Origin of the sequence: Streptomyces sp. NPDC058741 (assembly GCF_042746715.1) — a bacterium.
GTDB lineage: Bacteria > Actinomycetota > Actinomycetes > Streptomycetales > Streptomycetaceae > Streptomyces.
The window spans coordinates 164,211-188,510 of sequence record NZ_JBHYQH010000010.1 but is presented as its reverse complement, the minus strand read 5'-3'; the positions used below and the strand labels follow the sequence as shown (position 1 = coordinate 188,510).

At 71.7% G+C, this 24,300-nt stretch carries 21 protein-coding genes and 2 pseudogenes; 10 read left to right on the top strand and 13 right to left on the bottom strand.

The window, feature by feature from the left end; all coding sequences use genetic code 11:
* Nucleotides 1-113 precede the first annotated feature (113 nt).
* The 3 genes from ACFW6P_RS11570 to ACFW6P_RS11560 all read right to left on the bottom strand — a co-directional run bounded on the left by ACFW6P_RS11570 (nt 114) and on the right by ACFW6P_RS11560 (nt 1,579).
* Nucleotides 114-362: a hypothetical protein gene (locus tag ACFW6P_RS11570; protein WP_386351209.1), complete on the bottom strand. Its 249-nt coding sequence runs from the start codon at nt 360-362 to the stop codon at nt 114-116.
* 43 nt (nt 363-405) lie between these two features.
* Nucleotides 406-909, bottom strand: coding sequence for a sigma factor-like helix-turn-helix DNA-binding protein (locus tag ACFW6P_RS11565; RefSeq protein WP_386351206.1), 504 nt, complete (start codon nt 907-909; stop codon nt 406-408).
* Between the two features lie 163 nt (nt 910-1,072).
* Entirely contained in the window at nt 1,073-1,579 is a 507-nt protein-coding gene (locus ACFW6P_RS11560) for a MarR family winged helix-turn-helix transcriptional regulator (RefSeq protein WP_386351581.1), read from the bottom strand.
* A 163-nt stretch (nt 1,580-1,742) separates the two neighbouring features.
* On the opposite strand from ACFW6P_RS11560, the gene ilvA reads away from it, so the two are divergent.
* The 3 genes from ilvA to ACFW6P_RS11545 all read left to right on the top strand — a co-directional run bounded on the left by ilvA (nt 1,743) and on the right by ACFW6P_RS11545 (nt 4,977).
* The gene (gene ilvA / locus ACFW6P_RS11555) at nt 1,743-2,972 is read left to right on the top strand and encodes a threonine ammonia-lyase (RefSeq protein WP_386351203.1); all 1,230 of its coding nucleotides are present in this window, start codon (nt 1,743-1,745) and stop codon (nt 2,970-2,972) included.
* Nucleotides 2,973-3,145: 173 nt separating this feature from the next.
* Nucleotides 3,146-4,123 carry an ATP-binding cassette domain-containing protein gene (locus ACFW6P_RS11550; protein ID WP_386351200.1) on the top strand — a complete coding sequence of 326 codons (978 nt, stop codon included), beginning with the start codon at nt 3,146-3,148 and terminating at the stop codon, nt 4,121-4,123.
* Nucleotides 4,120-4,977, top strand: a complete 858-nt coding sequence (locus tag ACFW6P_RS11545; RefSeq protein WP_386351197.1) for an ABC transporter permease — start codon at nt 4,120-4,122, stop codon at nt 4,975-4,977. Before ACFW6P_RS11550 ends, ACFW6P_RS11545 begins: the two co-directional genes overlap by 4 nt.
* A gap of 58 nt (nt 4,978-5,035) precedes the next feature.
* Here the strand turns inward: ACFW6P_RS11545 and greA are convergent, their stop codons facing one another.
* Together greA and ACFW6P_RS11535 are read right to left on the bottom strand one after the other, a co-directional pair.
* Nucleotides 5,036-5,533, bottom strand: a complete 498-nt coding sequence (greA, locus tag ACFW6P_RS11540) for a transcription elongation factor GreA (protein ID WP_386423523.1) — start codon at nt 5,531-5,533, stop codon at nt 5,036-5,038.
* Nucleotides 5,534-5,712: 179 nt separating this feature from the next.
* Entirely contained in the window at nt 5,713-6,111 is a 399-nt protein-coding gene (locus ACFW6P_RS11535; protein WP_386351192.1) for a DUF4307 domain-containing protein, read from the bottom strand.
* 148 nt (nt 6,112-6,259) lie between these two features.
* On the opposite strand from ACFW6P_RS11535, the gene mca reads away from it, so the two are divergent.
* Together mca and ACFW6P_RS11525 are read left to right on the top strand one after the other, a co-directional pair.
* Nucleotides 6,260-7,141 carry a mycothiol conjugate amidase Mca gene (mca, locus tag ACFW6P_RS11530; RefSeq protein WP_386351190.1) on the top strand — a complete coding sequence of 294 codons (882 nt, stop codon included), beginning with the start codon at nt 6,260-6,262 and terminating at the stop codon, nt 7,139-7,141.
* On the top strand, nt 7,134-7,418 hold the full coding sequence (locus ACFW6P_RS11525) for a hypothetical protein (RefSeq protein WP_386351187.1): 285 nt from the start codon (nt 7,134-7,136) through the stop codon (nt 7,416-7,418). The genes mca and ACFW6P_RS11525 overlap by 8 nt, the downstream gene beginning before the upstream one ends.
* A gap of 139 nt (nt 7,419-7,557) precedes the next feature.
* On the opposite strand, the gene ACFW6P_RS11520 is transcribed toward ACFW6P_RS11525, so the two are convergent.
* A complete protein-coding gene (locus ACFW6P_RS11520; RefSeq protein ID WP_386423521.1) occupies nt 7,558-10,755 on the bottom strand; it encodes a tetratricopeptide repeat protein in 3,198 nt (1,065 codons plus the stop codon).
* Between the two features lie 217 nt (nt 10,756-10,972).
* Between ACFW6P_RS11520 and ACFW6P_RS11515 the strand changes: the two genes are divergently transcribed.
* Nucleotides 10,973-11,179 (top strand): hypothetical protein, encoded by a 207-nt coding sequence (locus ACFW6P_RS11515; protein WP_386351182.1) that lies wholly within the window; start codon nt 10,973-10,975, stop codon nt 11,177-11,179.
* Nucleotides 11,180-11,645: 466 nt separating this feature from the next.
* Here the strand turns inward: ACFW6P_RS11515 and ACFW6P_RS11510 are convergent, their stop codons facing one another.
* Nucleotides 11,646-12,212: a Uma2 family endonuclease gene (locus ACFW6P_RS11510; RefSeq protein WP_386351154.1), complete on the bottom strand. Its 567-nt coding sequence runs from the start codon at nt 12,210-12,212 to the stop codon at nt 11,646-11,648.
* Nucleotides 12,213-12,362: 150 nt separating this feature from the next.
* On the opposite strand from ACFW6P_RS11510, the gene ACFW6P_RS11505 reads away from it, so the two are divergent.
* From ACFW6P_RS11505 to ACFW6P_RS11495, 3 genes and pseudogenes are all read left to right on the top strand, one after another.
* The gene (locus ACFW6P_RS11505; protein WP_386423519.1) at nt 12,363-14,393 is read left to right on the top strand and encodes a thioredoxin domain-containing protein; all 2,031 of its coding nucleotides are present in this window, start codon (nt 12,363-12,365) and stop codon (nt 14,391-14,393) included.
* Nucleotides 14,392-15,198, top strand: a pseudogene (locus tag ACFW6P_RS11500) (GtrA family protein); the annotation flags it as partial. The gene ACFW6P_RS11505 and the pseudogene ACFW6P_RS11500, both read left to right, overlap by 2 nt.
* Nucleotides 15,195-17,600, top strand: a complete 2,406-nt coding sequence (locus tag ACFW6P_RS11495; protein WP_386423517.1) for a galactose oxidase-like domain-containing protein — start codon at nt 15,195-15,197, stop codon at nt 17,598-17,600. The pseudogene ACFW6P_RS11500 and the gene ACFW6P_RS11495, both read left to right, overlap by 4 nt.
* Nucleotides 17,601-17,674: 74 nt before the next feature.
* Here the strand turns inward: ACFW6P_RS11495 and ACFW6P_RS11490 are convergent, their stop codons facing one another.
* Nucleotides 17,675-18,406 (bottom strand): Mut7-C RNAse domain-containing protein, encoded by a 732-nt coding sequence (locus ACFW6P_RS11490; RefSeq protein WP_386351149.1) that lies wholly within the window; start codon nt 18,404-18,406, stop codon nt 17,675-17,677.
* 48 nt (nt 18,407-18,454) lie between these two features.
* Nucleotides 18,455-19,168: a hemolysin III family protein gene (locus ACFW6P_RS11485; RefSeq protein WP_386351147.1), complete on the bottom strand. Its 714-nt coding sequence runs from the start codon at nt 19,166-19,168 to the stop codon at nt 18,455-18,457.
* A 326-nt stretch (nt 19,169-19,494) separates the two neighbouring features.
* On the opposite strand from ACFW6P_RS11485, the gene ACFW6P_RS11480 reads away from it, so the two are divergent.
* Nucleotides 19,495-21,324 (top strand): phosphoenolpyruvate carboxykinase (GTP), encoded by a 1,830-nt coding sequence (locus tag ACFW6P_RS11480; protein WP_386351144.1) that lies wholly within the window; start codon nt 19,495-19,497, stop codon nt 21,322-21,324.
* A gap of 275 nt (nt 21,325-21,599) precedes the next feature.
* Here ACFW6P_RS11480 and ACFW6P_RS11475 read toward each other — a convergent pair.
* From ACFW6P_RS11475 to ACFW6P_RS11460, 4 genes and pseudogenes are all read right to left on the bottom strand, one after another.
* A pseudogene (locus tag ACFW6P_RS11475) lies at nt 21,600-21,942 on the bottom strand (helix-turn-helix domain-containing protein).
* Nucleotides 21,939-22,220, bottom strand: coding sequence for a type II toxin-antitoxin system RelE/ParE family toxin (locus ACFW6P_RS11470; protein WP_386351177.1), 282 nt, complete (start codon nt 22,218-22,220; stop codon nt 21,939-21,941). The pseudogene ACFW6P_RS11475 and the gene ACFW6P_RS11470 overlap by 4 nt, the downstream one beginning before the upstream one ends.
* Nucleotides 22,221-22,500: 280 nt before the next feature.
* The gene (locus ACFW6P_RS11465) at nt 22,501-22,923 is read right to left on the bottom strand and encodes a hypothetical protein (protein WP_386351142.1); all 423 of its coding nucleotides are present in this window, start codon (nt 22,921-22,923) and stop codon (nt 22,501-22,503) included.
* Between the two features lie 134 nt (nt 22,924-23,057).
* Nucleotides 23,058-24,269 carry a pyridoxal phosphate-dependent aminotransferase gene (locus ACFW6P_RS11460; protein WP_386351139.1) on the bottom strand — a complete coding sequence of 404 codons (1,212 nt, stop codon included), beginning with the start codon at nt 24,267-24,269 and terminating at the stop codon, nt 23,058-23,060.
* Nucleotides 24,270-24,300 lie beyond the last annotated feature (31 nt).

Below are 24,300 nucleotides of genomic sequence, written 5' to 3'. Positions count from 1 at the left end.
CAGCTGGCACCTCACCCCGGCCACCGCATAAGCAAGAAGGGCCACCCGGCCCACGGCCGGACAGCCCTCCAACAAGATTTTCAGCAGGCTTCTAGAGCGGTCCTCGCGCCGGATCACCAGCCTTGGAGGGGGGGAGTCGTCCGCGACGGCGGCTCCGCCCACGGGTGGGCCGTGAGGGACCACACCGTGAACGCCGCGGCCGCCGTGAGCACCAGCAGCCACAGCAGGCGGCGGGCCAGCGCCCTGCGCCGCAGCATGCGGACACCACGGCGGACCGCCTCCGAGTGGATCTCGGGCGGCACGGGCCGCGGCGCCTGCTCCAGCAGCCGCCGCACGGCCGCCTCGCGGTTCTCCGCCCTCATGCCCGCCTCCGCTCGCCGCGCGGGCGCCCGCCCTGACGCCCCCTCATGACGGCACCGCCCTCGCGGCCGTGACCGGCGTGGCCGGGCCCCGCGCGCGGTGCAGCAGGGTCGTCGTCGCCCGGTGGCAGACGGCCCGTACCCGATCCGTGGACAGGCCGAGCAGGGCCGCCGTCTGCTCCTCCGCGACACCCTCGAAGAGCCTGAGCACCAGGATCAGCCGCTCCTGCGGGGGGAGCGGGGCCAGGGGGCTCGCCGGGTGCGGGCGGGAGCGGCCGAGGGCGCCGTGGTGGTGCCAGGCGCCGCGCGCGAAGCGGGTGGCCAGATACTGCCGGGTGTGGCCGTAGGGGTCCTCGCCGCGCAGCCGGTCCCAGCCCGCGTAGGTGTGGGCCAGCGACAGCGTCAGCAGGCGCCGCGCGCGGGGGTTGCCGTCCGGGGCCTCCGCGGTGAGCAGGGTCGCGGTGTGCAGCAGGCGCCCCGCCGCGCCCGCGACGAACGCCTCGAACTCCCGGTCCCGGCGGGCCGCCCGGGACGCACGCCGTTCTCGCACCGCGCCTCCCGCTGCAGGGCGACCGTGAGGACACGGACCCGGCCCCGGCCGGCCGGGCCGCAGCGACAGGATCCGGTCCCATATCAGGCCAGGGCCGGCCCCGCGGTCAAGAGCCGCGCACGCCCCGGGCGGTGCCGAGCACGCGTGCACGCCCCGGCCGGGCTCAGGACCCGGGCCGCGCCTCCGGCCCCGGCACGCCCTGCGCCGACATCCGCGACGACAGCGCGGTGTTGAAGCGGGTCAGCAGCGAGCAGAACGCCTCGCGCTCCTCCTGCTGCCAGTCCTGGGTGAGCTCCGCCATCAACTGCCGCCGCGAGGAGCGCACTTCCTCCAGCCGGACCTGCCCGCGCGGGGACAGCTGGAGCACCACCGCCCGCCCGTCCTCGGGGTGGGAGGTGCGCTTGACGAGGCCGGTGTCGACCAGCGGAGCCACCTGCCGGGTGACCGTCGAGGAGTCGATGCCCATGCTCGCCGCGAGCGCCTTGACGCCCATCGGCCCTTCCTTGTCGAGCCGGTTGAGCAGCAGGTACGCGGCACGGTCCATGGAGTTGCGCACCTGCCCGACCCCGCCGAGCCGGGTCTGTTCGGCACGGCGGGCGAACAGCGCCACCTCGTGCTGCAGCGTGTCGAGAAGACCGGTGTCACCGACGGTCGACATGTCCATCGACATTTCGGGTGTTGTGGGCATGGCCGGGGGCTCACTTCGTGGAGGGCTGGCAGACTGGGGGACAGGGTACGCGGCCCGGCGGCGGGTCGTACCGGCGCTGCGCAAAGCGCGTCCCGGAGGTTGGTCACAACGGCCCTTCCCGCCTGTGAACTGCGATGCTGGTGGCATGAGCTACGGCACGGCTGACTCCTTGCGCCCCGTCACCCTCGACGACGTGCGAGGCGCACGGAAGATGCTCTCGGGCGTGGCGCGGATGACCGCGATGGAGGGCAGCCGGCACCTCTCCCGGCTCGTGGGCGCGCCGGTGCACCTGAAGTGCGAGAACCTCCAGCGGACGGGTTCGTTCAAGCTGCGCGGCGCGTACGTGCGGATCGCCGGTCTGCTGCCCGGGGAGCGCGCGGCCGGCGTCGTCGCCGCGAGCGCCGGGAACCACGCGCAGGGCGTCGCCCTCGCGTCCGCGCTGCTCGGGGTGCGTTCCACGGTGTTCATGCCGCAGGGCGCCCCGCTGCCCAAGGTCAGCGCCACCCGCGACTACGGGGCCGAGGTGCGGCTGCACGGCCAGGTGGTCGACGAGACCCTGGCCGCCGCGCAGGAGTACGCGGCCGAGACGGGCGCGGTGTTCATCCACCCGTTCGACCATCCCGACGTCATCGCCGGTCAGGGCACGGTGGGCCTGGAGATCCTGGAGCAGTGCCCCGAGGCGCGCACGATCGTGGTCGGCGTCGGCGGGGGCGGCCTGGCCGCCGGGATCGCGGTGGGGGTGAAGGCCCTGCGGCCCGATCTCAGGATCGTGGGGGTGCAGGCGGCGGGCGCGGCGGCCTATCCGCCCTCACTGGCGGCGGGCCGGCCCGTCACGGTCGAGAATCCGGCGACGATGGCCGACGGCATCAAGGTCGGCCGGCCGGGTGACGTGCCGTTCGGGATCGTCGGGGAGCTGATCGACGAGGTGCGCACGGTCAGCGAGGACGAGCTGTCCGCCGCGCTGCTGCTGTGCCTGGAGCGGGCCAAGCTGGTCGTGGAGCCGGCCGGGGCGAGTCCGGTCGCCGCGCTGCTGAGCGATCCGGGTGCCTTCGAGGGACCGGTCGTGGCGGTGCTGTCCGGCGGCAACGTCGATCCGGTGCTGATGGAGCGGGTGCTGCGGCACGGCATGGCCGCGCAGGGCCGCTACCTGGCGGTCCGGCTGCGGCTGACGGACCGGCCGGGTGCCTTGGCCACCCTTCTGGGTGTTTTGTCAGTGGTAGACGCTAACGTCCTTGATGTGAGCCATGTACGGACCGACCCACGGCTCGGGCTCACGGAGGCGGAGGTCGAGCTGCACCTGGAGACGAAGGGCGTGGCGCACTGCTCCGAGGTGGGCCGGGCCCTGCGCGAAGCGGGTTACAAGGTCATGAGCTGACCCGGTTCCGGACCTGCCGGTTCCGGTTGCCCGGGCCGGCCGGGCGGCCTTCGTGATCACTGAGCGCGACACGGGAGAACTCATCGTGACACGCGATACATCGCGTTATGGTGTGTTCGTGAGGAGCCCTGCCGGACGTCCGTCCGGCCATCCCCGAAGACGTGGAGACTCATATGCCAGGCGCCATCTACGCCGAAGGTCTGGTCAAGACCTTCGGCGACGTCAGAGCCTTGGACGGTGTCGACCTCGATGTGCCCGAAGGCACGGTCCTCGGCCTGCTCGGGCCGAACGGCGCGGGCAAGACGACCACCGTCCGCTGCCTGACCACCCTGCTGCGGCCCGACAGCGGACGCGCCGTCGTCGCGGGCGTCGACGTGCTGGAGCAGCCCGACGCCGTGCGCCGCTCCATCGGCCTGTCGGGCCAGTTCGCGGCGGTCGACGAATATTTGACCGGCCGCGAGAACCTGCAGATGGTGGGCCGGCTCTACCAGATGCGGGCCAAGGCGGCGAAGCAGCGCGCGGCCGAGCTGCTGGAGCAGTTCCACCTCGCGGACGCCGCCGACCGCCCCGCCAAGACCTACTCCGGAGGCATGCGCCGCCGGCTCGACCTCGCCGCCGCCCTGGTCGTCTCGCCGCCGGTGATGTTCATGGACGAGCCGACCACCGGCCTCGACCCGCGCAACCGCCAGCAGCTGTGGGAGGTCATCAAGGAGCTGGTCTCCGGAGGTACCACGCTGCTGCTGACCACGCAGTACCTGGAGGAGGCCGACCACCTGGCCCACGACATCGCGGTCGTCGACCACGGCCGGGTCATCGCCCAGGGCACCTCCGACCAGCTCAAGGCCCGCACCGGCGGCGAGCGCGTCGAGGTCGTGGTCCACCAGCGCGAGCACATCGGGACGGCGGCCGAGGTGCTCGCCGGCTTCGGCAGGGGCGAGACGACGGTCGAGGAGCACATGCGCAAGATCACCGCGCCCGTGACCGGCGGCGCCAAGCTCCTGGCCGAGGTCATCCGGGAGCTGGACGCCCGCGGCATCGAGATCGACGACATCGGCCTGCGCAGGCCGACCCTCGACGACGTCTTCCTGTCCCTGACGGGACACGTCGCCGAGGTGAGGAACGAGGAGAACGAGCAGGAGGCCGCCGAGTGAGCGCCGTCACCGACACCGTACGGGTAGCGCCGGCCGCGAACCCGCTCAGCCAGTCGCTGCGCGACTCGATGGTCGTCGCCCGCCGCAACCTGATCCGCATGTCCCGGATCCCCGAGATGATCATCTACGGCCTGATCCAGCCGATCATGTTCGTGGTGCTGTTCACCTACGTCTTCGGCGGCTCCATGCAGATCGGCGGCAGCACCAGCGCCACCGACTACAAGAACTTCCTGATGGCGGGCATCTTCGCGCAGACCGTCACGTTCGCCACCGCCAGTTCCGGCGCCGGCATCGCCGACGACATGCACAAGGGCCTCATCGACCGCTTCCGCTCCCTGCCCATGGCGCGGGGCGCGGTGCTCACCGGCCGCACCCTCGCCGACTCGGTGCAGACGGCCCTGACCCTGGTGGTCCTCGCCGTGGTCGCCCTCCTGGTCGGCTGGCGCGTCGGGTCCGACGGCGACACCAACGCCGGCAAGGTCCTCGGCGCCTTCGGCCTGCTCCTGCTGCTCGGCTACGCCTTCACCTGGATCGGCGCCCTGATCGGCATGTCGGTGCGCACCCCCGAGGCGGCCACCTCCAGCGGGCTGATCTGGCTCTTCCCGGTCACCTTCATCTCGAACGCGTTCGTCGACACCGGCAACATGACCCCGTGGCTGCGCCACATCGCCGAGTGGAACCCCTTCAGCGCCACGGTCCAGGCCTGCCGCGTGCTGTTCGCCAACCCGGGACAGTCGCAGTCGGACGCCTGGCCCATGCAGCACCCCGTGTGGGCCTCGCTGATCTACTCGATCCTGATCGTGATGGTGTTCAGAACCCTGGCGGTGCGCAAGTACCGCTCGGCGACGGCATGACGGTGCCCCCGGCACCGCAGCGGTGCCGGGGGCGCGTCCAGGTCCGGATGGGGGCGGCTCAGCCCTCGTACGGCTCGGCCTTCAGGATCTTCACCGACGCCTTCTTGCCGTTCGGCAGCTCGTACTCCGCGTCCTCGCCGACCTTGTGGCCCATCACGCCGGTGCCCAGCGGGGACTGCGGCGAGTACGTCTCGATGTCCGAGCTGGCGTACTCGCGCGAGGCGAGCAGGAAGGTCAGGGTGTCGTCCTCGTCGCCGTCGAACGCGATCGTGACGACCATGCCGGGAGCCACCGCGCCGTTCGCCGCGGGGGCCTCGCCCACCTTGGCGCTCTCGAGGAGCTGGGTGAGCTGGCGCACGCGGAGTTCCTGCTTGCCCTGCTCCTCCTTGGCCGCGTGGTACCCGCCGTTCTCACGCAGGTCGCCCTCCTCGCGCGCAGCGGCGATCTTCGCGGAGATCTCCGCCCGCGCGGGACCAGTAAGGTACTCAAGCTCAGCCTTGAGCTTGTTGTACGCCTCCTGGGTCAGCCAGGTGACGTTCTCGCTGGTCTGGGTCACAGGTGCTCCTCGTAGGTACCGGGAATACAAAGCATCGCCCTACCCAGAAGAATGTTCCCTCATGGATGGGCGAAACCACGAGCCTAACAATTCAGGGCCGGAAGGGGGAGGACATAAGGCACCAGATTCACGTCAACGCAGGTCAGGCGCTACGGGTTCCAGGTGACACCCGGCTGTCGTCAGTCGGCGTGGCAGCCCAGCAGCTCGGCGGTCGTCCCCGGAGAGGTCGTACGCAGCGTGACGACCTGGTCGACGCGGGTCGCGTCCCCGTCGAAGCGGAAGTCGGCCCGGCCGACCTCGGCCCCGTTCCCGGCCTGCGAGCGCACGGTGCAGTAGCCCGCGGTCCCGGCATCCTTGTGGACCTCCAGGTGCACCCGCACGGACTTCTCGCCCGGCTCGAAGCGGATCACCTCGGCGCTGATCCTGCTCTGGGCGACGTAGTGGTAGCCGAACCAGGCGACCAGTCCCAGCAGTGCCACGGCGAGGACGGCACCGACGATCTTCAGCCCCCGGTCGGCACGCTCGTCCGAGGAACGGCCGTAACGGCCGTCGGGCAGTCGCGTGCTCGCCGTCGTCATGATCGTCCTCCAGACAGGGCCGGGACGACACGTCCCGAAAGGGGCCCCGGGACCCGGTCCCGGAATTATTCGCCCCCCGATTCGGTCACTATAGAAGCCGCCGATTGCGCCGACGCACACCGGGCGCCGACTTACTGAGGATTGAGTCTTGACTGACCAGTTGCGACTGATGGCCGTCCATGCCCACCCCGACGACGAGTCGAGCAAGGGCGCGGCGACCATGGCGAAGTACGTGTCCGAGGGGGTGGACGTGCTGGTCGTGACCTGCACGGGCGGGGAACGCGGCTCCATCCTCAATCCCAAGCTGCAGGGCGACAAGTACATCGAGGAGCACATCCACGAGGTACGCAAGAAGGAGATGGACGAGGCCCGGGAGATCCTCGGCGTCAGGCAGGAGTGGCTCGGCTTCATCGACTCGGGCCTGCCCGAGGGCGACCCGCTGCCGCCGCTGCCGGAGGGCTGCTTCGCCCTGGAGGACGTCGACGAGGCCGCCGGCGAGCTCGTGCGGAAGATCCGCTCCTTCCGCCCGCAGGTGATCACCACCTACGACGAGAACGGCGGCTACCCGCACCCCGACCACATCATGACCCACAAGATCTCGATGGTGGCCTTCGAAGGGGCGGCGGACGTCCAGCGCTACCCGGAGGCCGAGTACGGCCCCGCCTACCAGCCGCTCAAGCTCTACTACAACCAGGGCTTCAACCGCCCGCGCACCGAGGCCCTGCACCAGGCCCTGCTCGACCGGGGCCTGGAGTCGCCCTACGGGGAGTGGCTCAAGCGCTGGGACGAGTTCGGCCGCAACGAGCGCACGCTGACCACCCACGTGCCGTGCGCCGACTTCTTCGAGATCCGTGACAAGGCGCTGATCGCGCACGCCACGCAGATCGATCCGGACGGCGGCTGGTTCCGGGTGCCGATGGAGATCCAGAGGGAGGTCTGGCCGACGGAGGAGTACGAACTGGCGAAGTCCCTCGTCGATACCTCCCTCCCCGAGGACGACCTCTTCGCGGGCATCCGCGACAATGCCTGATATGAGCGCAAGCGCAAGCCTGGCACTGACGCACCTCGTCTCCCTCGCCAAGGAGGTCGACGAGGACAAGGTCACTCCCGGCGTCCTCGGGTTCGTCGTCTTCGCGGTGATGGCCCTGGCCGTCTGGGGCCTGATGAAGTCGATGAACAGGCACATGAACAAGGTCGACTTCCCGCAGGTCCCGGACCCCGAGGCCCCCGGGGCCGAGCGGGCCGGCACCGCGGACACGAAGTCCGCCGACGCCGCCCCGGCCCAGGACAAGCAGAAGCAGGGCTGACGCCCGCGCCGACGTGCCGGCACCCGTCGGTGATGGTCCCAGCAGGCTCATCACCGACGGGTGCGCCGCGCGCCGCGTGCCGGAGGCCCGGACGGCGGGCACCCGCCCCCCGAGCAGCCGGGTGCCCGGCCCCCGCGGCTCACGCCGACGTCTCCACCGGTACGCCCATCACCTCCCGCGCGTGCCGGCTCGGGGTCATCCCCAGGTCCCAGGCCCGCCAGCCGGCCTCCAGGCTCACCCCCCGTTCCAGCAGCAGCGCCCACGCGTCGACGTACTCGTCGAGCTGCTCGTCCCGCAGGGCGTGACCGGCGCGGGACAGCCGGGACAGCTCCTCCTGGGCCACGGCCGTGCCGACCTCGACGCCGCCCGGTGCCGCGTAGGGCAGGAGGGTGCAGCGCAGGAAGCGTGCCCAGTCCTCGCCCCGGCGGTCGCCGTACGACACGAACAGCTCCACGGCCTCGTCGCACAGGGCCAGCGCCTGCTGCGTCCGGGCGTTGCCCGCGTCCACCACCGCCAGTTCCAGACAGGTCCAGGCCTCCCCGTGGGCGACGCCGATGCGCTGGAAGTCGGCGCGCGCGTCGACCAGGAGCTGCCGGGCGAAGCCGGAGTTGCGCAGGGAACCCGTCTGCGCGGCCCGCTGGTCGCGGGTGACCCGGGCCGAGTGGTGGCGGGCGCAGGCCAGACCGTAGACATCGCGCATCCGGGAGAACATCGTCCGGGCCCGCTCCAGCTCGCGGACCGCCCGGTCCAGGTCGCCCGTCTCCTCCAGGGCCTGGCCCAGGTAGTACAGCGTCCAGGCCTCGCCCCGCGCGTCCTCGTTGTCGCGGTGCCGGGCCGCCGCACCCCGCAGCTCCTCCACCGCCGCGGACGCCTCACCGGCCACCAGCAGGGCCCGGGCCAGCTGGGTCAGCGCCCAGGCCTCACCGCGGGCGTCACGGGTACGGCCGTACAGGTCGAGGGCCGCGCGCAGCTCGGACTCGGCGCGCGGGACGTCACCCCGGCGCAGAGCCAGCTGACCGAGCTGGAAGTGCGCCCACGCCTGCCCGTGCACCGACTCGCCCGCCCGGTGCAGCACCAGTGACTCCGTCAGCAGAGCCAGCGCCTCGCCCAGCCGCGCCCGGTCCCGCTCCACCGCCGCCAGGGCGTGCATCGTCCACGCCCGGTCCGTCGCCAGCTCGGGGGAGGACTGCAGGGCCAGGGCCTCGCGGAGCTTCGCCGAGGCCTCCGTGAGCTGGCCCTGGTGGTGCAGCGTGATGCCGAGGGAGCACAGGGCACGTGCGGCCCCCGCGTCGTGGTGGGCCTCCCGGTACAGGTCGACCACCGAGGCGAGCGTGGTACGCGCCTTGTCCAGCTCGCCCAGCTGCCGCGCCGCGATGCCGGTGCGCCACTGCACCGAGCGGACCAGCAGGCCCTCGTCCACCGCCTGGGCCAGTTCACTGATCTCGCCCAGCCGGTACAGGTCGCCGCGCAGCAGGCAGTAGTCGCACAGGGCACCCAGCAGGTTCAGCACCGCCGCCTGGTCCACGCCCTCGGAGTGCCGCAGCGCCGCGGTGATGAAGCTCGACTCGTCGTCCAGCCAGCGCAGCGCCTCGTCGAGCGAGGTGAAGCCGTACGGGCTGAAGCGGTTGGTGCGCGTCGACATGTTGCCGTCGACCATGCGCAGCACCGAGTCGGCCAGCTCGGCGTAGTTCACGATCAGCCGCTCCTGCGCCGCCGACCGCTCGGCCGGCTCCTCCTCGTCGTGGAGACGGGCCTGCGCGAAGGAGCGGACGAGGTCGTGCAGCCGGTAGCGGTCACCGCGCACATGGTCGATCAGGCCCGACCGGGCCAGGGCCCGGAGCTGACGCGTGGCCTCCGCCTCGTCCGTCGCCAGCAGCGCCGCCGCCGCCGCGGCGCCCAGCGACGCCCGCCCGGCCAGCGCCAGCCGCCGCAGCAGCCGCCGTACGGTGTCCGGCTGGTCGGTGTAGCGCAGCCACAGGGCGCGCTCCACCGGCTCGACCGGACCGTACGCGCCGAGGTCCGTCGCCAGCGCCCGCGGCGAGCGCGGGCCGAGGCCCGAGCCCGCGACGCGCAGCGCCAGCGGCAGCCCCCCGCACAGCTCCCGCACCCGGTCCGCGGACTCGGCGTCGTACGGCTCCGGACGGTCCTGCGCCACCGCGCCCAGCAGCTCCTCCGCCCCGGCCGCGTCCAGCGGCTCCACCGCCAGACCGTGCACCCGCCCCGGCAGGCCGTCCAGCTCCAGGGGCTCCCGCGCGGTCACCAGCACCAGACTGTCCGACCGCTCCGGGACCAGCGCGCGGACCTGCTCGGCGTCCGAGGCGTCGTCCAGGACGACCGTGACCGGCAGACCGGTCAGATGCTGGTGGTACAGCTCGCCGAGCCGCTTGACCTGCTGGTCGGGGGAGGAACGCTCGCGGAACAGCAGCTGCTCGCGGGGCGCGCCGAGCCGGTTCAGCAGATGCAGCAGCGCCTCGCGCGTGGACAGTGGGGATCCGCCCGGGTCCTCGGCCCGCAGGTCGACGACGCAGGCACCGCGGAAGTGGTCCTTCAGCTCGTGCGCGGCACGCACCGCGAGGGCCGTACGGCCACTGCCGGGCGGGCCGTGCAGCACGACCACCGTGGGCTCGGTCCGCGTGCTCGCCCGGGCCGCCTGCACCCACTGCCGGATCCGCGCCAGCTCCTGGCGCCGCCCCGCGAACGGCTCCACCGCCTGCGGCAACTGCCCGAAGGACTGCGCCAGCACACTGCGCCCGCGGGCCGCCGCGCTCTTGTCCGCGCCCCGCAGCCGCGGCCCGCTCTTCGCCGGGGCCGCCGACGCGGCGAGCACCCGCTGCTGATCGAGGAACGGACGGACCCCCCGCACCTCCAGCGCCGTCAGCCACTGCAGCCGCAGCTGCTCCGGCCCGCCCGGCTGGCTCGCGGCCCCGGCACGGTGGTGCGCGGCCGGCAGATGGGAACCGACCACCTTGACGACGGTCGCCGCGGCGCCCACGACACCGACCGTCACCCCCGCGCCCAGGGCCGTGCCCGTGCCGGTGCCGAGGGCCATGTCGGCGACCACGGCCGCGACCGCCGCGACCCCCGCCACCAGCAGTGGCGTCCCGGCACCCTCCCGGGCGTAACGCTGCCCGAAGGTCAGCTGTCCGGCAGCCGCCTCGTCCAGCGCGCGCGTGTACGCCTCGTACTCCTCGGCCGCGCTCCGCGTCATCGCGTCGAGCCCCCCGCGCGCCCGGGCGAGCAGCACCTTGCCGTCGGTACGCCCGCCCGTCCGCCGCACCTCCTCCTCCACGGCCCGCACCAACAGCCGCTCGACGTCCGCCCGATGACTCTCCCGCATGTCATGTCCCCCTCTGGCGGCAGCGGCGATCCGCGGTGCTCCCCGGCCGCCCCCCCCCCGCGCGTCGTCCCGGTCGTTCCCTTGGGCAAGTGTGCTGCGGACGGCGCATCGGGGCGAGGGGGCGTGCGCGGCCTGATCGTGTGAAGACGGGCTGAGTTGGCGTGCCGCGCGTCCGGCGGACCTGTGCCCGGGGCGGCGCCCGCGCGACGCCTGACGCGTGCCCACCCGCAGCCTGGAGAGGTTGGGCCGTGCCGTCGTCACTGCCGACGGTCAGCTCGTCGTCGACGGGCACTCCTCCCCCTTCCCCTCGCCGTCGAAGGCCGCGGAGGCCGTGACCGGCAACGTCATCAACGGCTGGACCCTATGGCGGACGCCCGAAGGTTTCACGCTGGATCAGCTGCGACAGGAGCTGGATGCCGAGTAGCCGTCCACATGGCCCCGACCGCGGGGCGTCGAACTCGTTCCTGAACCATGCCGTCTGCTCGCACCCGCCGCTGAAGCATCTCGTTCCGGCAGCGGGCTTCGAACCCGGGGGACTCCTTCTACGTAACCTTTGACCTGATCACCGCCCTCGTCGTTTCCGGGGCCTGCACGGTCGGGGCGCTCGTCCACCACCGGACCGCGCCGCCGGAGGGTGCGACGATCGCTCTGTCGAGAGGCGAACGGCTGGCGGTAGCCCTTGGCGCGGCGGCGACCGTCATCATGATCGGCGGCTACCTCGGGAGCGGGTTCCGAGGCATCGAGCACGTCGCGGACACACAGTCGACGGGATCCGTGAAGTCCGGGGCCGACCGGTAGGCAGCGCCGTGGCCCGAGGCGCCCCGGGCGGAGCTTGCCCGGGGCGCCTCGGGCCGTCGTTTCTCCCGCTGCACGCCGTGAGCAGAGCGCCGTCACACGGCCCCGAGATCGACCGTGACGGAGAAAGGTGCGGTGGCCTTCACCGTGCCGGTGAACATCTCGCCGTCCCTGTAAGCCTTGGTGGCGGGATCGAGAACATACGTATAGACGATCGGGACCCCGGTGGCCGCCTGCTCGACCCGCCAGTAGAAGGCGATGCCGGCCTTGGCGTACTGGTCCACCTTCACGATCCGGTCCGTGGTCTCCGAACCCGGCGACACGACCTCGACGACCAGGAGGACGTGCTCGGGGCGGGTGGGCGTGAGGTCGATGGTCTCCGCCCGGTAGACGGTGACGTCCGGACGGCGGTTGGTGAGCGGAACGTCCTGCAGGCGGACGTCGAAGTCCGTGTCGGCGTTCCAGTCCGGGCCTGCGGCGGTGTCCAGGGCGTTGGCCAGGATCCGCGCCAGGCGGTTGTGCCGCTTGGAGGCGCTCGGGCTCACGACGACCATCCCGTCCACGATCTCGATGCCGGCGCACTGCTCCTCGGACCAGGAGTCGTACTGCTCCGCGCTGATCTGCGTGTGCATCCACGCGGGTGCCACCATCTCGGCGGACATGGTGTACCTCCTTCGAGGAGCCTCTGCAGGACAGGCGCTGCTGCGCCCAGCCTACTGTTGTGGGATGCAGGGTCGCCCTGTTCGACGGAACACCGGCGGGCTCGCGCCGCTTTCACCGACCGCCTCAGCCACTGTGAGAGGCTGGATCGTATGAACCGGCTGGCTGGTGTGACCTCCCCGTATCTGCTTCAGCACGCTGACAACCCGGTCGACTGGTGGCCGTGGGGACCCGGGGCGTTCGAGGAAGCGAAACGGCGCGATGTGCCCGTTCTGCTGTCGGTCGGTTACTCCGCGTGCCACTGGTGCCATGTCATGGCGCACGAATCCTTCGAGGACCGGGAGACCGCCGAGTACCTCAACGCGCACTACGTGAGCGTCAAGGTCGACCGTGAGGAGCGCCCCGACGTCGACGCCGTGTACATGGAGGCCGTGCAGGCGGCCACCGGGCACGGCGGGTGGCCCATGACCGTGTTCCTCACCCCGGAGGCCGAGCCGTTCTACTTCGGTACGTACTTCCCGCCCGCCCCGCGTCAGGGCATGCCGTCCTTCCGGCAGGTGCTGCAGGGCGTGCACCAGGCGTGGCGGGAGCGGCGGGACGAGGTGACCGAGGTCGCCGGCAAGATCGTCCGGGACCTGGCGGGCCGGGAGATCTCCTACGGCGACGACCAGGTCCCCGGTGAGCCGGAGCTCGCGCAGGCGCTGCTCGCGCTCACGCGGGACTACGACCCGCAGCGCGGCGGGTTCGGCGGGGCCCCGAAGTTCCCGCCGTCGATGGTGCTGGAGTTCCTGCTGCGCCACCACGCGCGCACCGGTGCCGAGGGCGCTCTGCAGATGGCGCGGGACACCTGTGAGCGGATGGCGCGCGGCGGGATCTACGACCAGCTCGGCGGCGGTTTCGCCCGCTACTCCGTCGACCGCGACTGGGTCGTGCCGCACTTCGAGAAGATGCTGTACGACAACGCCCTGCTGTGCCGCGTGTACGCCCACCTGTGGCGGTCCACGGGCTCGGAGCCGGCGCGCCGGGTGGCGCTGGAGACGGCGGACTTCATGGTGCGGGAACTGCGCACCGCGGAGGGCGGGTTCGCGTCCGCGCTGGACGCCGACAGCGACGACGGCACCGGCAGGCACGTCGAGGGCGCGTACTACGTGTGGACGCCGGAGCAGCTGCGCGAGGTGCTGGGGGAGCGGGACGCCGAACTCGCCGCGCAGTACTTCGGCGTGACCGAGGAGGGCACCTTCGAGCACGGTCAATCGGTATTGCAACTGCCTGATCAGGAAGGGCTGTTCGAGGCGGAACGGGTCGCCTCGATCCGGGAGCGCCTGCTGGAGAAGAGGTCCGGGCGGCCCGCGCCCGGCCGGGACGACAAGGTCGTGGCCGCGTGGAACGGTCTGGCGATCGCCGCGCTCGCCGAGACGGGCGCCTACTTCGGCCGGCCCGACCTCGTCGAGGCCGCCGTGGCCGCCGCCGATCTCCTGGTCAGGCTGCACCTGGACGAGCAGGCCCGTCTCACCCGGACCAGCAAGGACGGCCACGCGGGTGCCAACGCCGGGGTGCTGGAGGACTACGCGGACGTGGCGGAGGGCTTCCTCGCGCTCGCGTCCGTCACGGGCGAGGGCGTGTGGCTGGAGTTCGCCGGGTTCCTGCTCGACCACGTGGTGGCCCGCTTCACCGATCCGGAGTCGGGCGCGCTGTACGACACGGCCGCCGACGCCGAGCGGCTGATCCGCCGCCCCCAGGACCCGACCGACAACGCGGCCCCCTCGGGCTGGACCGCGGCCGCCGGAGCGCTGCTGAGCTACGCCGCGCACACCGGCTCCGAGCCCCATCGCACCGCCGCCGAGCGGGCGTTGGGCGTGGTGAAGGCGCTCGGGCCGCGCGTGCCCCGCTTCATCGGCTGGGGACTGGCCGTCGCCGAAGCCGTGCTGGACGGGCCGCGCGAGGTCGCGATCGTGGGTCCGGACCTCGGTCACGACGGCACGAAGGACCTGCACCGCACGGCACTTCTGGGGACCGCGCCCGGTGCCGTGGTCGCCGCGGGCGCCGCGGGGAGCGAGGAGTTCCCGCTGCTCAGGGACCGTCCGCTGGTCGGCGGTGAACCGACGGCGTACGTCTGCCGTCACTTCACATGTGACGCGCCGACAACGGAAGTCGAACGGTTGCGCGCGGCGCTGAGCGGCTGAAGTCGCGGGCGCCGGGCTGGTCGTGGCCTCCGGCTACATCGAGGGCGGCAGCCGCGCCGGGCTCGCGGGCGGCCACCGCGTGGCCGTCTCGCGCGGGGCGACCTGGCTGGCCAAGGCGCTCTTCCCGCGCCGGCTGAAGGGCATCAGCGACCCGATGAGCGGCTTCTTCGCGATCCGCCGCAGCGCGGTCACGGCGGAGGTGCTCCAGCCGCTCGGCTACAAGATCCTCCTCGAACTCGCCGTCCGTAGCCGCCCCCGCACGGTCACCGAGGTGCCGTTCGTCTTCCAGGACCGGTACGCCGGGGAGTCGAAGTCGACCGCGCGGGAGGGCCTGCGCTTCCTGCGCCACCTGGCCGGGCTGCGCACCGCCTCAGCGGCCGCGCGGATGATCGGCTTCGGCCTGATCGGGCTCACCGGCTTCCTGCCGAACCTGCTCGGCCTGTGGGCGCTGACCGCCGCCGGACTGCACTACGTCCCGGCGGAGGTCCTCGCCAACCAGCTCGGCGTCGCCTGGAACTTCCTGCTCATCGAGCACCTGCTGTTCCGAGAGCGACGCCGGCAGCGGCGCGGCTGGGACCGGGCCGGGCGGTTCGCGCTGCTCGCCAACGCCGACCTGGTCCTGCGCATCCCGCTGATCGCCCTGTTCGTGCGCCGGCTGCACCTGGGCGTGCTGTCCGCCACCGCGCTCGCGCTGGTGACGACGTTCGTCCTGCGCTTCGCCGGGACCGAAGCGCTGGTCTACCTGCCGCGCCGGGGCCGTGGGACCCCCGGCCGCGACGGCCGCACCGCGAGGAGAGACGCGTGAACCTTCGTCGCAGAACGACCGCACTGCTGTCCGTGGCGGGCCTCACCTCGGGCCTGCTGCTGACCGCGCCCCAGCCGGCCTCGGCCGCCAACCTCATCAGGAACCCGGGCTTCGAGACCGCCGGCACCGGTGACATGCCGTACTGCTGGCACAAGTCCGGCTGGGGCGACAACGACTTCACCTTCACCACCACGACCGACGCGCACACCGGCGGCACCGCCATGAGGGTCGAGCTGACCCGCCGCCTCGACGGCGACCGCAAGGCCCTGATCACCGAGTCCGCCGACTGCGCCCCGGTGGTGACGCCGGGCAGGCAGTACGACCTCGGACTCTGGTGCAGAACGACCACGCCCGACGCGGCGATCACGCTGTTCCGGCACGACACGACGGCCGGCTGGCACTACTGGACCGACCTCAAGACGCTGGACATGGCGGGCGACTGGACCGAGGCCACCGTCCGCACCCCCGAGGTCCCGGCCGGCACCGACCGCATCTCCTGGGGCGTCTCCGTCTACGGCACCGGCTCCGCCACCACCGACGACTACACGATGGAGCAGGTCCCGGACCCGGTCCTGCCGCCGGAGTGCACGGGCACGGCGGAGCAGTGCGCGAACGGCGCGTGGGACGTGCTCCCCACGCGCAACCCGGTCCGCTCCATGCACTCGGTCGTCCTGCGGGGCGGCAAGGTGCTGCTCATCGCGGGCTCCGGCAACGACGAGTCGATGTTCGAGGCGGGCACCTTCACCTCGGCCGTGTACGACCCGGCGGACGGCTCGTACACGATCATCCCCACGCCCAAGGACATGTTCTGCGCCGGGCACGTCCAGCTCCAGGACGGCCGCGTGCTGATCATGTCCGGCACCCAGGGCTACCCCACGGCCGACGGCCGCACCGGCTACCAGGGCTACAAGGACTCGTACGTCTTCGACCCGGAGACCGAGACCTACACCAGGACCAACGACATGAACGACGGCCACTGGTACCCGTCGGCGACGATCCTCGGCAACGGCGACGTCGTCTCCTTCGGCGGGCTGCGCGAGGACTCCACCGGCTCGGTCACCGCCGAGCGGTTCTCCGAGGCCGAGCAGCGGTGGCAGCCGCTGTGGAAGGTCAACCAGACCTGGTCGTACTGGGGCCTGTACCCGTCGATGATCCTCATGCAGGACGGCCGCCTCTTCGACTCGGGCAGCCACGTCTTCGGCGACAACATCCCCGGCACCGGCTCGGCGATCTACGACTACGACGCCAACACGGTCACGCAGGTACCCGGCCTGCGGAACAAGGACGAGCGCGACCAGTCGGCCAGCGTGCTGCTGCCCCCGGCGCAGGACCAGAAGGTCCTCACCCTCGGCGGCGGCAACATCGACGCCAACCCGGACGCGAACCGCCTCACCGACATCATCGACCTCAAGCAGCCGAACCCGTCCTACGTGGCCGGGCCGCCGATCCCGCAGGGCACGGTCGACCTGGGCGACGGGCCCGTCCCGCGGACCGGGAACCAGGGCAAGATGTACGTCTCCGCGGTGCTGCTGCCCGACGGCAAGGTCCTGGAGACGGGCGGCGCCCTGCACAACCGCGCCGACCCGGTCTACGAGACCTCGCTCTTCGACCCGGCCTCGGAGACGTTCGACCCGGTGGCCGTCGACCCCGAGGCGCGCGGCTACCACTCCTCGGCGTTCCTGCTGCCCGACGGCCGCGTGATGACCACCGGCGACAACCCGGTCAACGGCTCCTGGAACCACGACGTGTCGGTCTACAGCCCGCCCTACCTGTTCAAGGGCCCGCGTCCGCGGATCACCTCGCTCATCGACACCGAGTGGACCTACGGCGACACCCAGCGCATCACCGTCGACCGGCCCGTCGCCAAGGCCGAGCTGATCCGCCCGGCCGCCGTCACGCACTCCTCGGACCCCAACCAGCGGTTCGTCGACCTGCCGCTGTCCGTCGACGGCGCCACCGTCGACCTCAACGTGACGAGCAACCCCGACCTGGCCCCGCCCGGCTGGTACATGCTCTTCGCGGTCGGCGCCGACGGGGTGCCGTCGGTGGCCGAGTGGGTGCACCTCCAGGGTCCCCGGGCCCTGAGGGCGACGGACGCCTCGGCCCACGTGCACGACTTCGCGGAAGCGCCCGCGGGCAAGGTCGCCGAGCCCGGCAGGAAACGCGCGTCGCAGAAGGTCGGCCCGACGGTCTCCGGCTGCGACCGCCACTACGGCTCGATCAACGTCTGCGTGCCGACGCGCTTCCCGGCGGAGGTGGAGAAGACGGCGGCCGCCCGCTGCGCGTGGCTCAGGGCCAACGACTACGGCCGGCTGAGGCTCAACGGCAAGGACGATCCGCTCGGCCTGGACCGCGACGGCGACGGCGTCGCCTGCGGCGAGAGGGATCGGGCCGGCCGCTGAACGGCGCCCGAAGGGGCGCGGGGAACTGCGCGACCGGCCACGACGGTCCCGCGGTTCCCCACGGCGCCGCACGGTCAACGGCGCTCGGAACGCAGCGCCAATGCCTGCTCCACGATGGCCTCCAGCTGTTCGTGGTGCGCGCCCCTCCAGTACGCACGGCCGCACTGGGTGCACTGCGCGAACAGGTCGTACGTCGCGTGTGTACCGTGCTCCAACTGGTGCGCGACCTCGTCCTTGGTCGCCTCGCGCAGCACCCCGTTACAGGCCGTGCACCGCGTCCAGGGACGCAGCTCGGGCCGGAACCGGTCCAGGACGTCCGTGAGCTGCTCCTCGGGGCGCGTGCTGTACACGAACGCCCCCGCCCACAGCTCGCGCCGCCGCAGCAGCCCCCGGTCGCGGCTCAGCATCACCCGCTGCTCGGCCGCCGAGCGCGCCGCGAGGGCCGGGTCGCCGATGTCGGTCGACTCGTAGGCCGTGTCCAGGCCGAGCAGCCGCAGCCGGCGGGCCAGTGTGCCGAGGTGCACGTCGAGCAGGAAGCGCAGGGGGGCGCCGGGCACCCGCTGCGGGCGGGTGACGGTCCGTACCGTCACCGCCTCCCCGGCCGCCGGGACGTGGGACACCGGCACCTCGCGGCCGTCGACGAGCAGCGCGCCCACCTCCGTCAGCGGCACCCCCAGCGACTCGATCACATGACCCAGGCTGGAGGCGCCGTCGGTGGCGGCCCGCACGGTGCCCGTACGCCGGGCCCGGGGGACGAAGACGTGCAGCTCGGGGGCGAAGTCGACGTGGATCTCGGGACCGTTCACCCGGCCAGGATGTCACGGTGACGTGCCGGGCCTCGCGGTTCTCGGTGTCTACCCGTGCTGGTAGGCCACCAGCGAGATCCCCACGTAGTGCGCGATGAAGGCCGCCAGGGTGAAGGAGTGGAAGACCTCGTGGAAGCCGAACCAGCGCGGCGACGGGTTCGGCTTCTTGATCCCGTAGACCACGCCGCCCGCGCTGTAGAGCACGCCGCCGACGATGACCAGCACCAGGACGGCGATGCCGCCGGTGCGCATGAAGTCCGGCAGGTAGAAGACGGCCGCCCAGCCCATCGCGATGTAGCAGGGCGTGTACAGCCAGCGAGGGGCGCCGACCCAGAAGACGCGGAAGACGATGCCGACCGCCGCGGCGGCCCAGATGCCCCACAGCAGCCACTGCCCTTTGGCGCCGGGCAGCAGCAGCATGGTCAGCGGCGTGTAGGTGCCCGCGATGATCAGGAAGATGTTCGCGTGGTCCAGGCGGCGCAGGACGCCGTCCATGCGCGGGGACCAGTCGCCCCGGTGGTACAGGGCGCTCACGCCGAAGAGCAGGCAGGCGGTCAGTGCGTATATGCCGCAGGCGATCCGGCCTCTGGTCGAGTCGGCGAGCGCGGTCAGCACCAGGCCCGCGACGAGGGCCGCGGGGAACATGCCGAGGTGCAGCCAGCCGCGCAGCTTGGGTTTGACCGGATGCGGCAAGGAGAGCGCCTTGGGGCCGCGGCCGTCGACCGGCGAGTCCTGAGGCGCGTCGGGGGCGAACGCAGTCATGGCCGAATGGTAGCTACGGAACCGTAAGTGACGTATCAGTGCTGCCGCTTGGGCTACCAAGAGTGGCCATCCTCTCACTCCGTCGGCTCGACGGTCACGCAAACGGCTGGTCCGGTGAACGCAACGTGTACGTAAAACCGCATCCGGAAACCGTGGCGATCCTCACGTCGCTCACCTGTGCGCTCCTCTGGACAGATGGGCGCGGACGTCGGATGATCAAATGAGTGCGGTCGGCACCGGATGAGCGCCGAGATCTCCACGAAGCATCCGGGTCGCAGCCCCCACGGGGCCTCCCATCACCCAAAAACCCTCATCTAGGAGCAATCGTGGCGCGCGACATCGCGGCTCCCACCGTCCCCACCACTCACCAGGGGCTGATCTCGTGGGTGAACGAGATCGCAGAACTGACTCAGCCGGACAGCGTGGTCTGGTGTGACGGATCCGAGGCCGAGTACGAGCGACTGTGCGAAGAGCTCGTGGAGAAGGGCACCTTCCGCGAACTCGACCCGATCAAGCGCCCCCACTCCTACTACGCCGCCTCCGACCCGACCGACGTCGCGCGCGTCGAGGACCGGACGTTCATCTGCTCCGAGAAGGAGCAGGACGCGGGCCCGACCAACCACTGGAAGGCCCCCGCCGAGATGCGGGAGATCTTCCAGGGCTCCGGCGGGCAGGGCGGCCTCTTCCGCGGCTCGATGCGCGGCCGGACCATGTACGTCGTGCCCTTCTGCATGGGCCCGCTCGGCTCGCCGCTGTCCGCGCTCGGCGTGGAGATCACCGACTCGGCGTACGTCGCCGTCTCGATGCGCACGATGACGCGCATGGGGCAGGCCGTCCTGGACGAGCTCGGCTCCGACGGCTTCTTCGTCAAGGCCGTGCACACCCTGGGCGCCCCGCTGGAACCCGGCCAGGAGGACGTCCCCTGGCCCTGCAACCGGACCAAGTACATCTCGCACTTCCCCGAGGACCGCGAGATCTGGTCCTACGGCTCCGGCTACGGCGGCAACGCCCTGCTCGGCAAGAAGTGCTACGCCCTGCGCATCGCCTCCGTCATGGCCCGTGACGAGGGCTGGCTGGCCGAGCACATGCTCGTCCTCAAGCTGACCCCGCCGCGCGGCGAGGCCAAGTACGTCGCCGCGGCCTTCCCGAGCGCCTGCGGCAAGACCAACCTCGCCATGCTGGAGCCGACGATCCCCGGCTGGACGGTCGAGACCGTCGGCGACGACATCGCCTGGATGCGCTTCGGCGAGGACGGCCGCCTCTACGCCATCAACCCCGAGGCCGGCTTCTTCGGCGTCGCGCCGGGCACCGGTGAGCACACCAACGCCAACGCGATGAAGACCCTCTGGGGCAACTCGGTCTTCACCAACGTCGCCCTCACCGACGACGGCGACGTCTGGTGGGAGGGCATGACGGAGGAGACCCCGGCCCACCTGACGGACTGGAAGGGCAACGACTGGACCCCCGAGTCCGGCACCCCGGCCGCCCACCCCAACGCCCGCTTCACCGTCCCGGCCTCGCAGTGCCCGATCATCGCGCCGGAGTGGGAGGACCCCAAGGGCGTGCCGATCTCGGCGATCCTCTTCGGCGGCCGCCGCGCCACCGCCGTCCCGCTGGTGACCGAGTCCTTCGACTGGGACCACGGCGTCTTCCTCGGCGCCAACGTGGCCTCCGAGAAGACCGCCGCCGCCGAGGGCAAGGTCGGCGAGCTGCGCCGCGACCCGTTCGCGATGCTGCCCTTCTGCGGCTACAACATGGGCGACTACATGGCCCACTGGGTCGACGTGGCCAAGGACAAGGACCAGTCCAAGCTGCCGAAGATCTACTACGTCAACTGGTTCCGCAAGGACGACGGGGGCAGGTTCGTCTGGCCTGGCTTCGGTGAGAACAGCCGCGTCCTGAAGTGGATCGTGGAGCGCCTGGACGGCACGGCCGAGGGCGTCGAGACGCCGATCGGCGTCCTGCCGACGCGTGCGGCCCTCGACACGGACGGGCTCGACCTCGCCGACTCCGACCTCGACTTCCTGCTCACGGTCGACAAGGAGGTCTGGCGCGAGGAGGCCGCCCTGATCCCCGAGCACCTCAACACCTTCGGCGACCACACGCCGAAGGAGCTGTGGGACCAGTACCACGCGCTGGTCAAGCGCCTGGGCTGAGCCCACCCCCCAGCTCCGCGGCCGGTCAGGACCGGGATGTGCCCTGACCAGCGATCGTCACGTCACGACCGGCCGCGGGACGTGTTGGCGGGGCCCCGCACAACGGCGTGCGGGGTTCCGGGACCGGCGCCGCCCTCCGTCCGCCCCGACGGGACCCGGCGGCGACGGGCCCGTCCCGCCCCTTCGGCACGGTCCGCACAGCGGGCTCACGAACGTGCCGACGGATGACTGAGCGCTCCGGCCGACGGCCCACGTCGACCGGAGCGCTCGGCCTGTCAGGCCGCGTCGGTGTGGTGAGCGGTGAAGGTCACCTGGGTTCCGTCGCTGTCCAGGGCGATGTTCAGCGTCGCGTCCAGAGCTTTCGCCAGCTTGGCGAGAAGCGGCAGTGTGGGGATGGCGTCGGAACCCTCGATCCGGGAGATCCTGGCCTGGGTGAGTCCGGCGCGGCTCGGCCAGCTCGGTCTGGGTGAGCCCGAGCTCCGCCCGCCGGTCGTACACAGCCTTCGCCAGCGCCATGGACAGCCGGATCTCTCGCCGCGCCTCGGTGACGTCCTCGGACTCGGTGAAGCCCTCCGCGAGCTTCCGTTGGCGCAGGCTCTTCCACCTGCTGTGGCTCATCTCTCCACCTCTCCCTCATCGAGGGTGCGGATGAACTCCTCGTGGGCCCGTTCGTGTTCCGCCTCGCAGACCTTCTGTGCGAGTTTTGCGCGCCTGACTTCAGCGTCCTCCCGCAACCTCGTCTTGCGGAAGACGGTGAGCAGGACTGCGGTGCGGCTGGGGGCGAGCCAATAGGTGATGCGTACGGCGGCGCCATCAATCGTCGGGCGCAGTTCCCGGACTCCGTCGCCGAGGTGCCGGGCATAGGGCTCGCCGAGCTCGGCAGCGTGCTCCGCCAGCAGTCCGACCTACTCGTCGATCTTGAGGAAATGCCTGTGCCTACTCGCTTCACCGGACGCATAGCGCGTACCTGGAAGTAGGAGCGTGCGCGCGATGGCGGGCCGGAAACCCGCCATCGCTGGGGGACCCTTCCCGTGTGCAGTGGTCCTCGCGGCCCTGGCGCTGTGTGTGATCCTCGCGGTGCTGCTCGGGGCGACAGTCACGCAAGAACGTGGCGCCCGGTCCGCACGTCGCTGCGGGTGCGCGCGGACCGGGGCCGTCAGGGGGAGCCCGGAGGGCTCAGCGGGACGCGAGTTCGCGCGGCTCCAGGGCCGCCGTGTGCGCGTCCATCTGCTCGGCGGCCAGGATCGCGGCCGCCGTGTCGGCGCGGGAGGCGGCGACGACCAGGGCGCGGCCCGCCAGGGCGTGCGCCCGGCGGTGCAGGGCCGCGGCGCCGCGCTCGCGCCGGGTACCGCTCAGCGGGAGGCGGGCCGGCGCGCGTCCGCCGCGGAGCCGTGCCACCTGCTCCGCGAGCCGCTCCGCCGCGGTGTCCAGGTCGGCGGAGGCCTCCGCCGACCGCAGCTCGTCCGTGACGGCGAGCAGGGCGGCGAGGTGTCCAGCGAGCTGGATGTCCAGCTCTTCCTCACGGGAACGGTGCGGGAAGTCGGGGTCGGGGCCGTCCACCGTGCTGTGGACCGACTTGGTGCGGATCGGTTCGTACATGGGAGGGCCTCCTGGATTCTTACAGGAAGCCACCCTAGCTTAGAATCTGTCTAAAGTTGAGCGGTTCGCAAAACCGGACCGCCCGTGCGCACAGGGTGAGCGGGCGGTCCGCGGCCGTGCGGGGTGCCGGGGGGTCAGGGCTGGCCGTAGCCGTCCAGGAAGCGGCCGATGCGGCCCATCGCGTCCCGCAGGTCGGTGACCGAGGGCAGGGTCACGATCCGGAAGTGGTCCGGATCGGGCCAGTTGAAGCCGGTGCCCTGGACGACCATGATCTTCTCGCTGCGGAGCAGGTCGAGGACCATCCGCCGGTCGTCCTTGATCTTGAAGACCTTGGGGTCGAGACGCGGGAAGAGGTACAGCGCCCCCTTCGGCTTCACGCAGGTCACGCCCGGGATCTGGGTCAACAGCTCGTACGCCGCGTCCCGCTGCTCGCGCAGCCGTCCGCCCGGCAGCACCAGGTCGTCGATGGTCTGGCGTCCGCTGAGCGCGGCGACGACCCCGTGCTGTCCCGGCATGTTCGCGCACAGGCGCATGTTCGCCAGGATCGTCAGGCCCTCGATGTAGGAGTCGGCGTGGGCGCGCGGCCCGGAGATCGACATCCAGCCGACCCGGTAGCCGGCCACCCGGTACGCCTTCGACATGCCGTTGAAGGTCAGAGTGAGCAGATCGGGCGCGACGGCGGCGGTCGGGGTGTGCGTGGCCTCGTCGTAGAGGATCTTGTCGTAGATCTCGTCGGAGCAGACGAGGAGGTTGTGGCGGCGGGCGATGTCGGTGAGCCCCTTGATCATCGCCTCGTCGTAGACGGCCCCGGTCGGGTTGTTCGGGTTGATGATCACGATCGCCTTGGTGCGGTCGGTGACCTTGCGCCCGACGTCGGCCAGGTCCGGCATCCAGTCGGACTGCTCGTCGCAGCGGTAGTGCACGGCGGTGCCGCCGGACAGGGAGACGGCCGCGGTCCACAGCGGGTAGTCGGGCGCCGGGACGAGGACCTCGTCGCCGTCGTCCAGCAGGCCCTGCATCGCCATCACGATCAGCTCGGAGACGCCGTTGCCGATGAAGACGTGCTCGACGTCCGTCTCTATGCCGAGGGTCTGGTTGTGCATGACGACCGCGCGCCGCGCGGCCAGCAGGCCCTTGGCGTCCCCGTAGCCGTGCGCCGAGGACACGTTGCGGAGGATGTCCTCCAGGATCTCCGGCGGGCACTCGAAGCCGAACGCCGCCGGGTTGCCCGTGTTGAGCTTGAGGATCCGGTGACCGGCGGCTTCCAGCCGCATCGCCTCCTCGAGCACCGGGCCCCGGATCTCGTAACAGACGTTGGCGAGCTTGGTCGACTGGATCACCTGCATGTCTGGGAGCTTACGGCGCGGTAACGCGTCT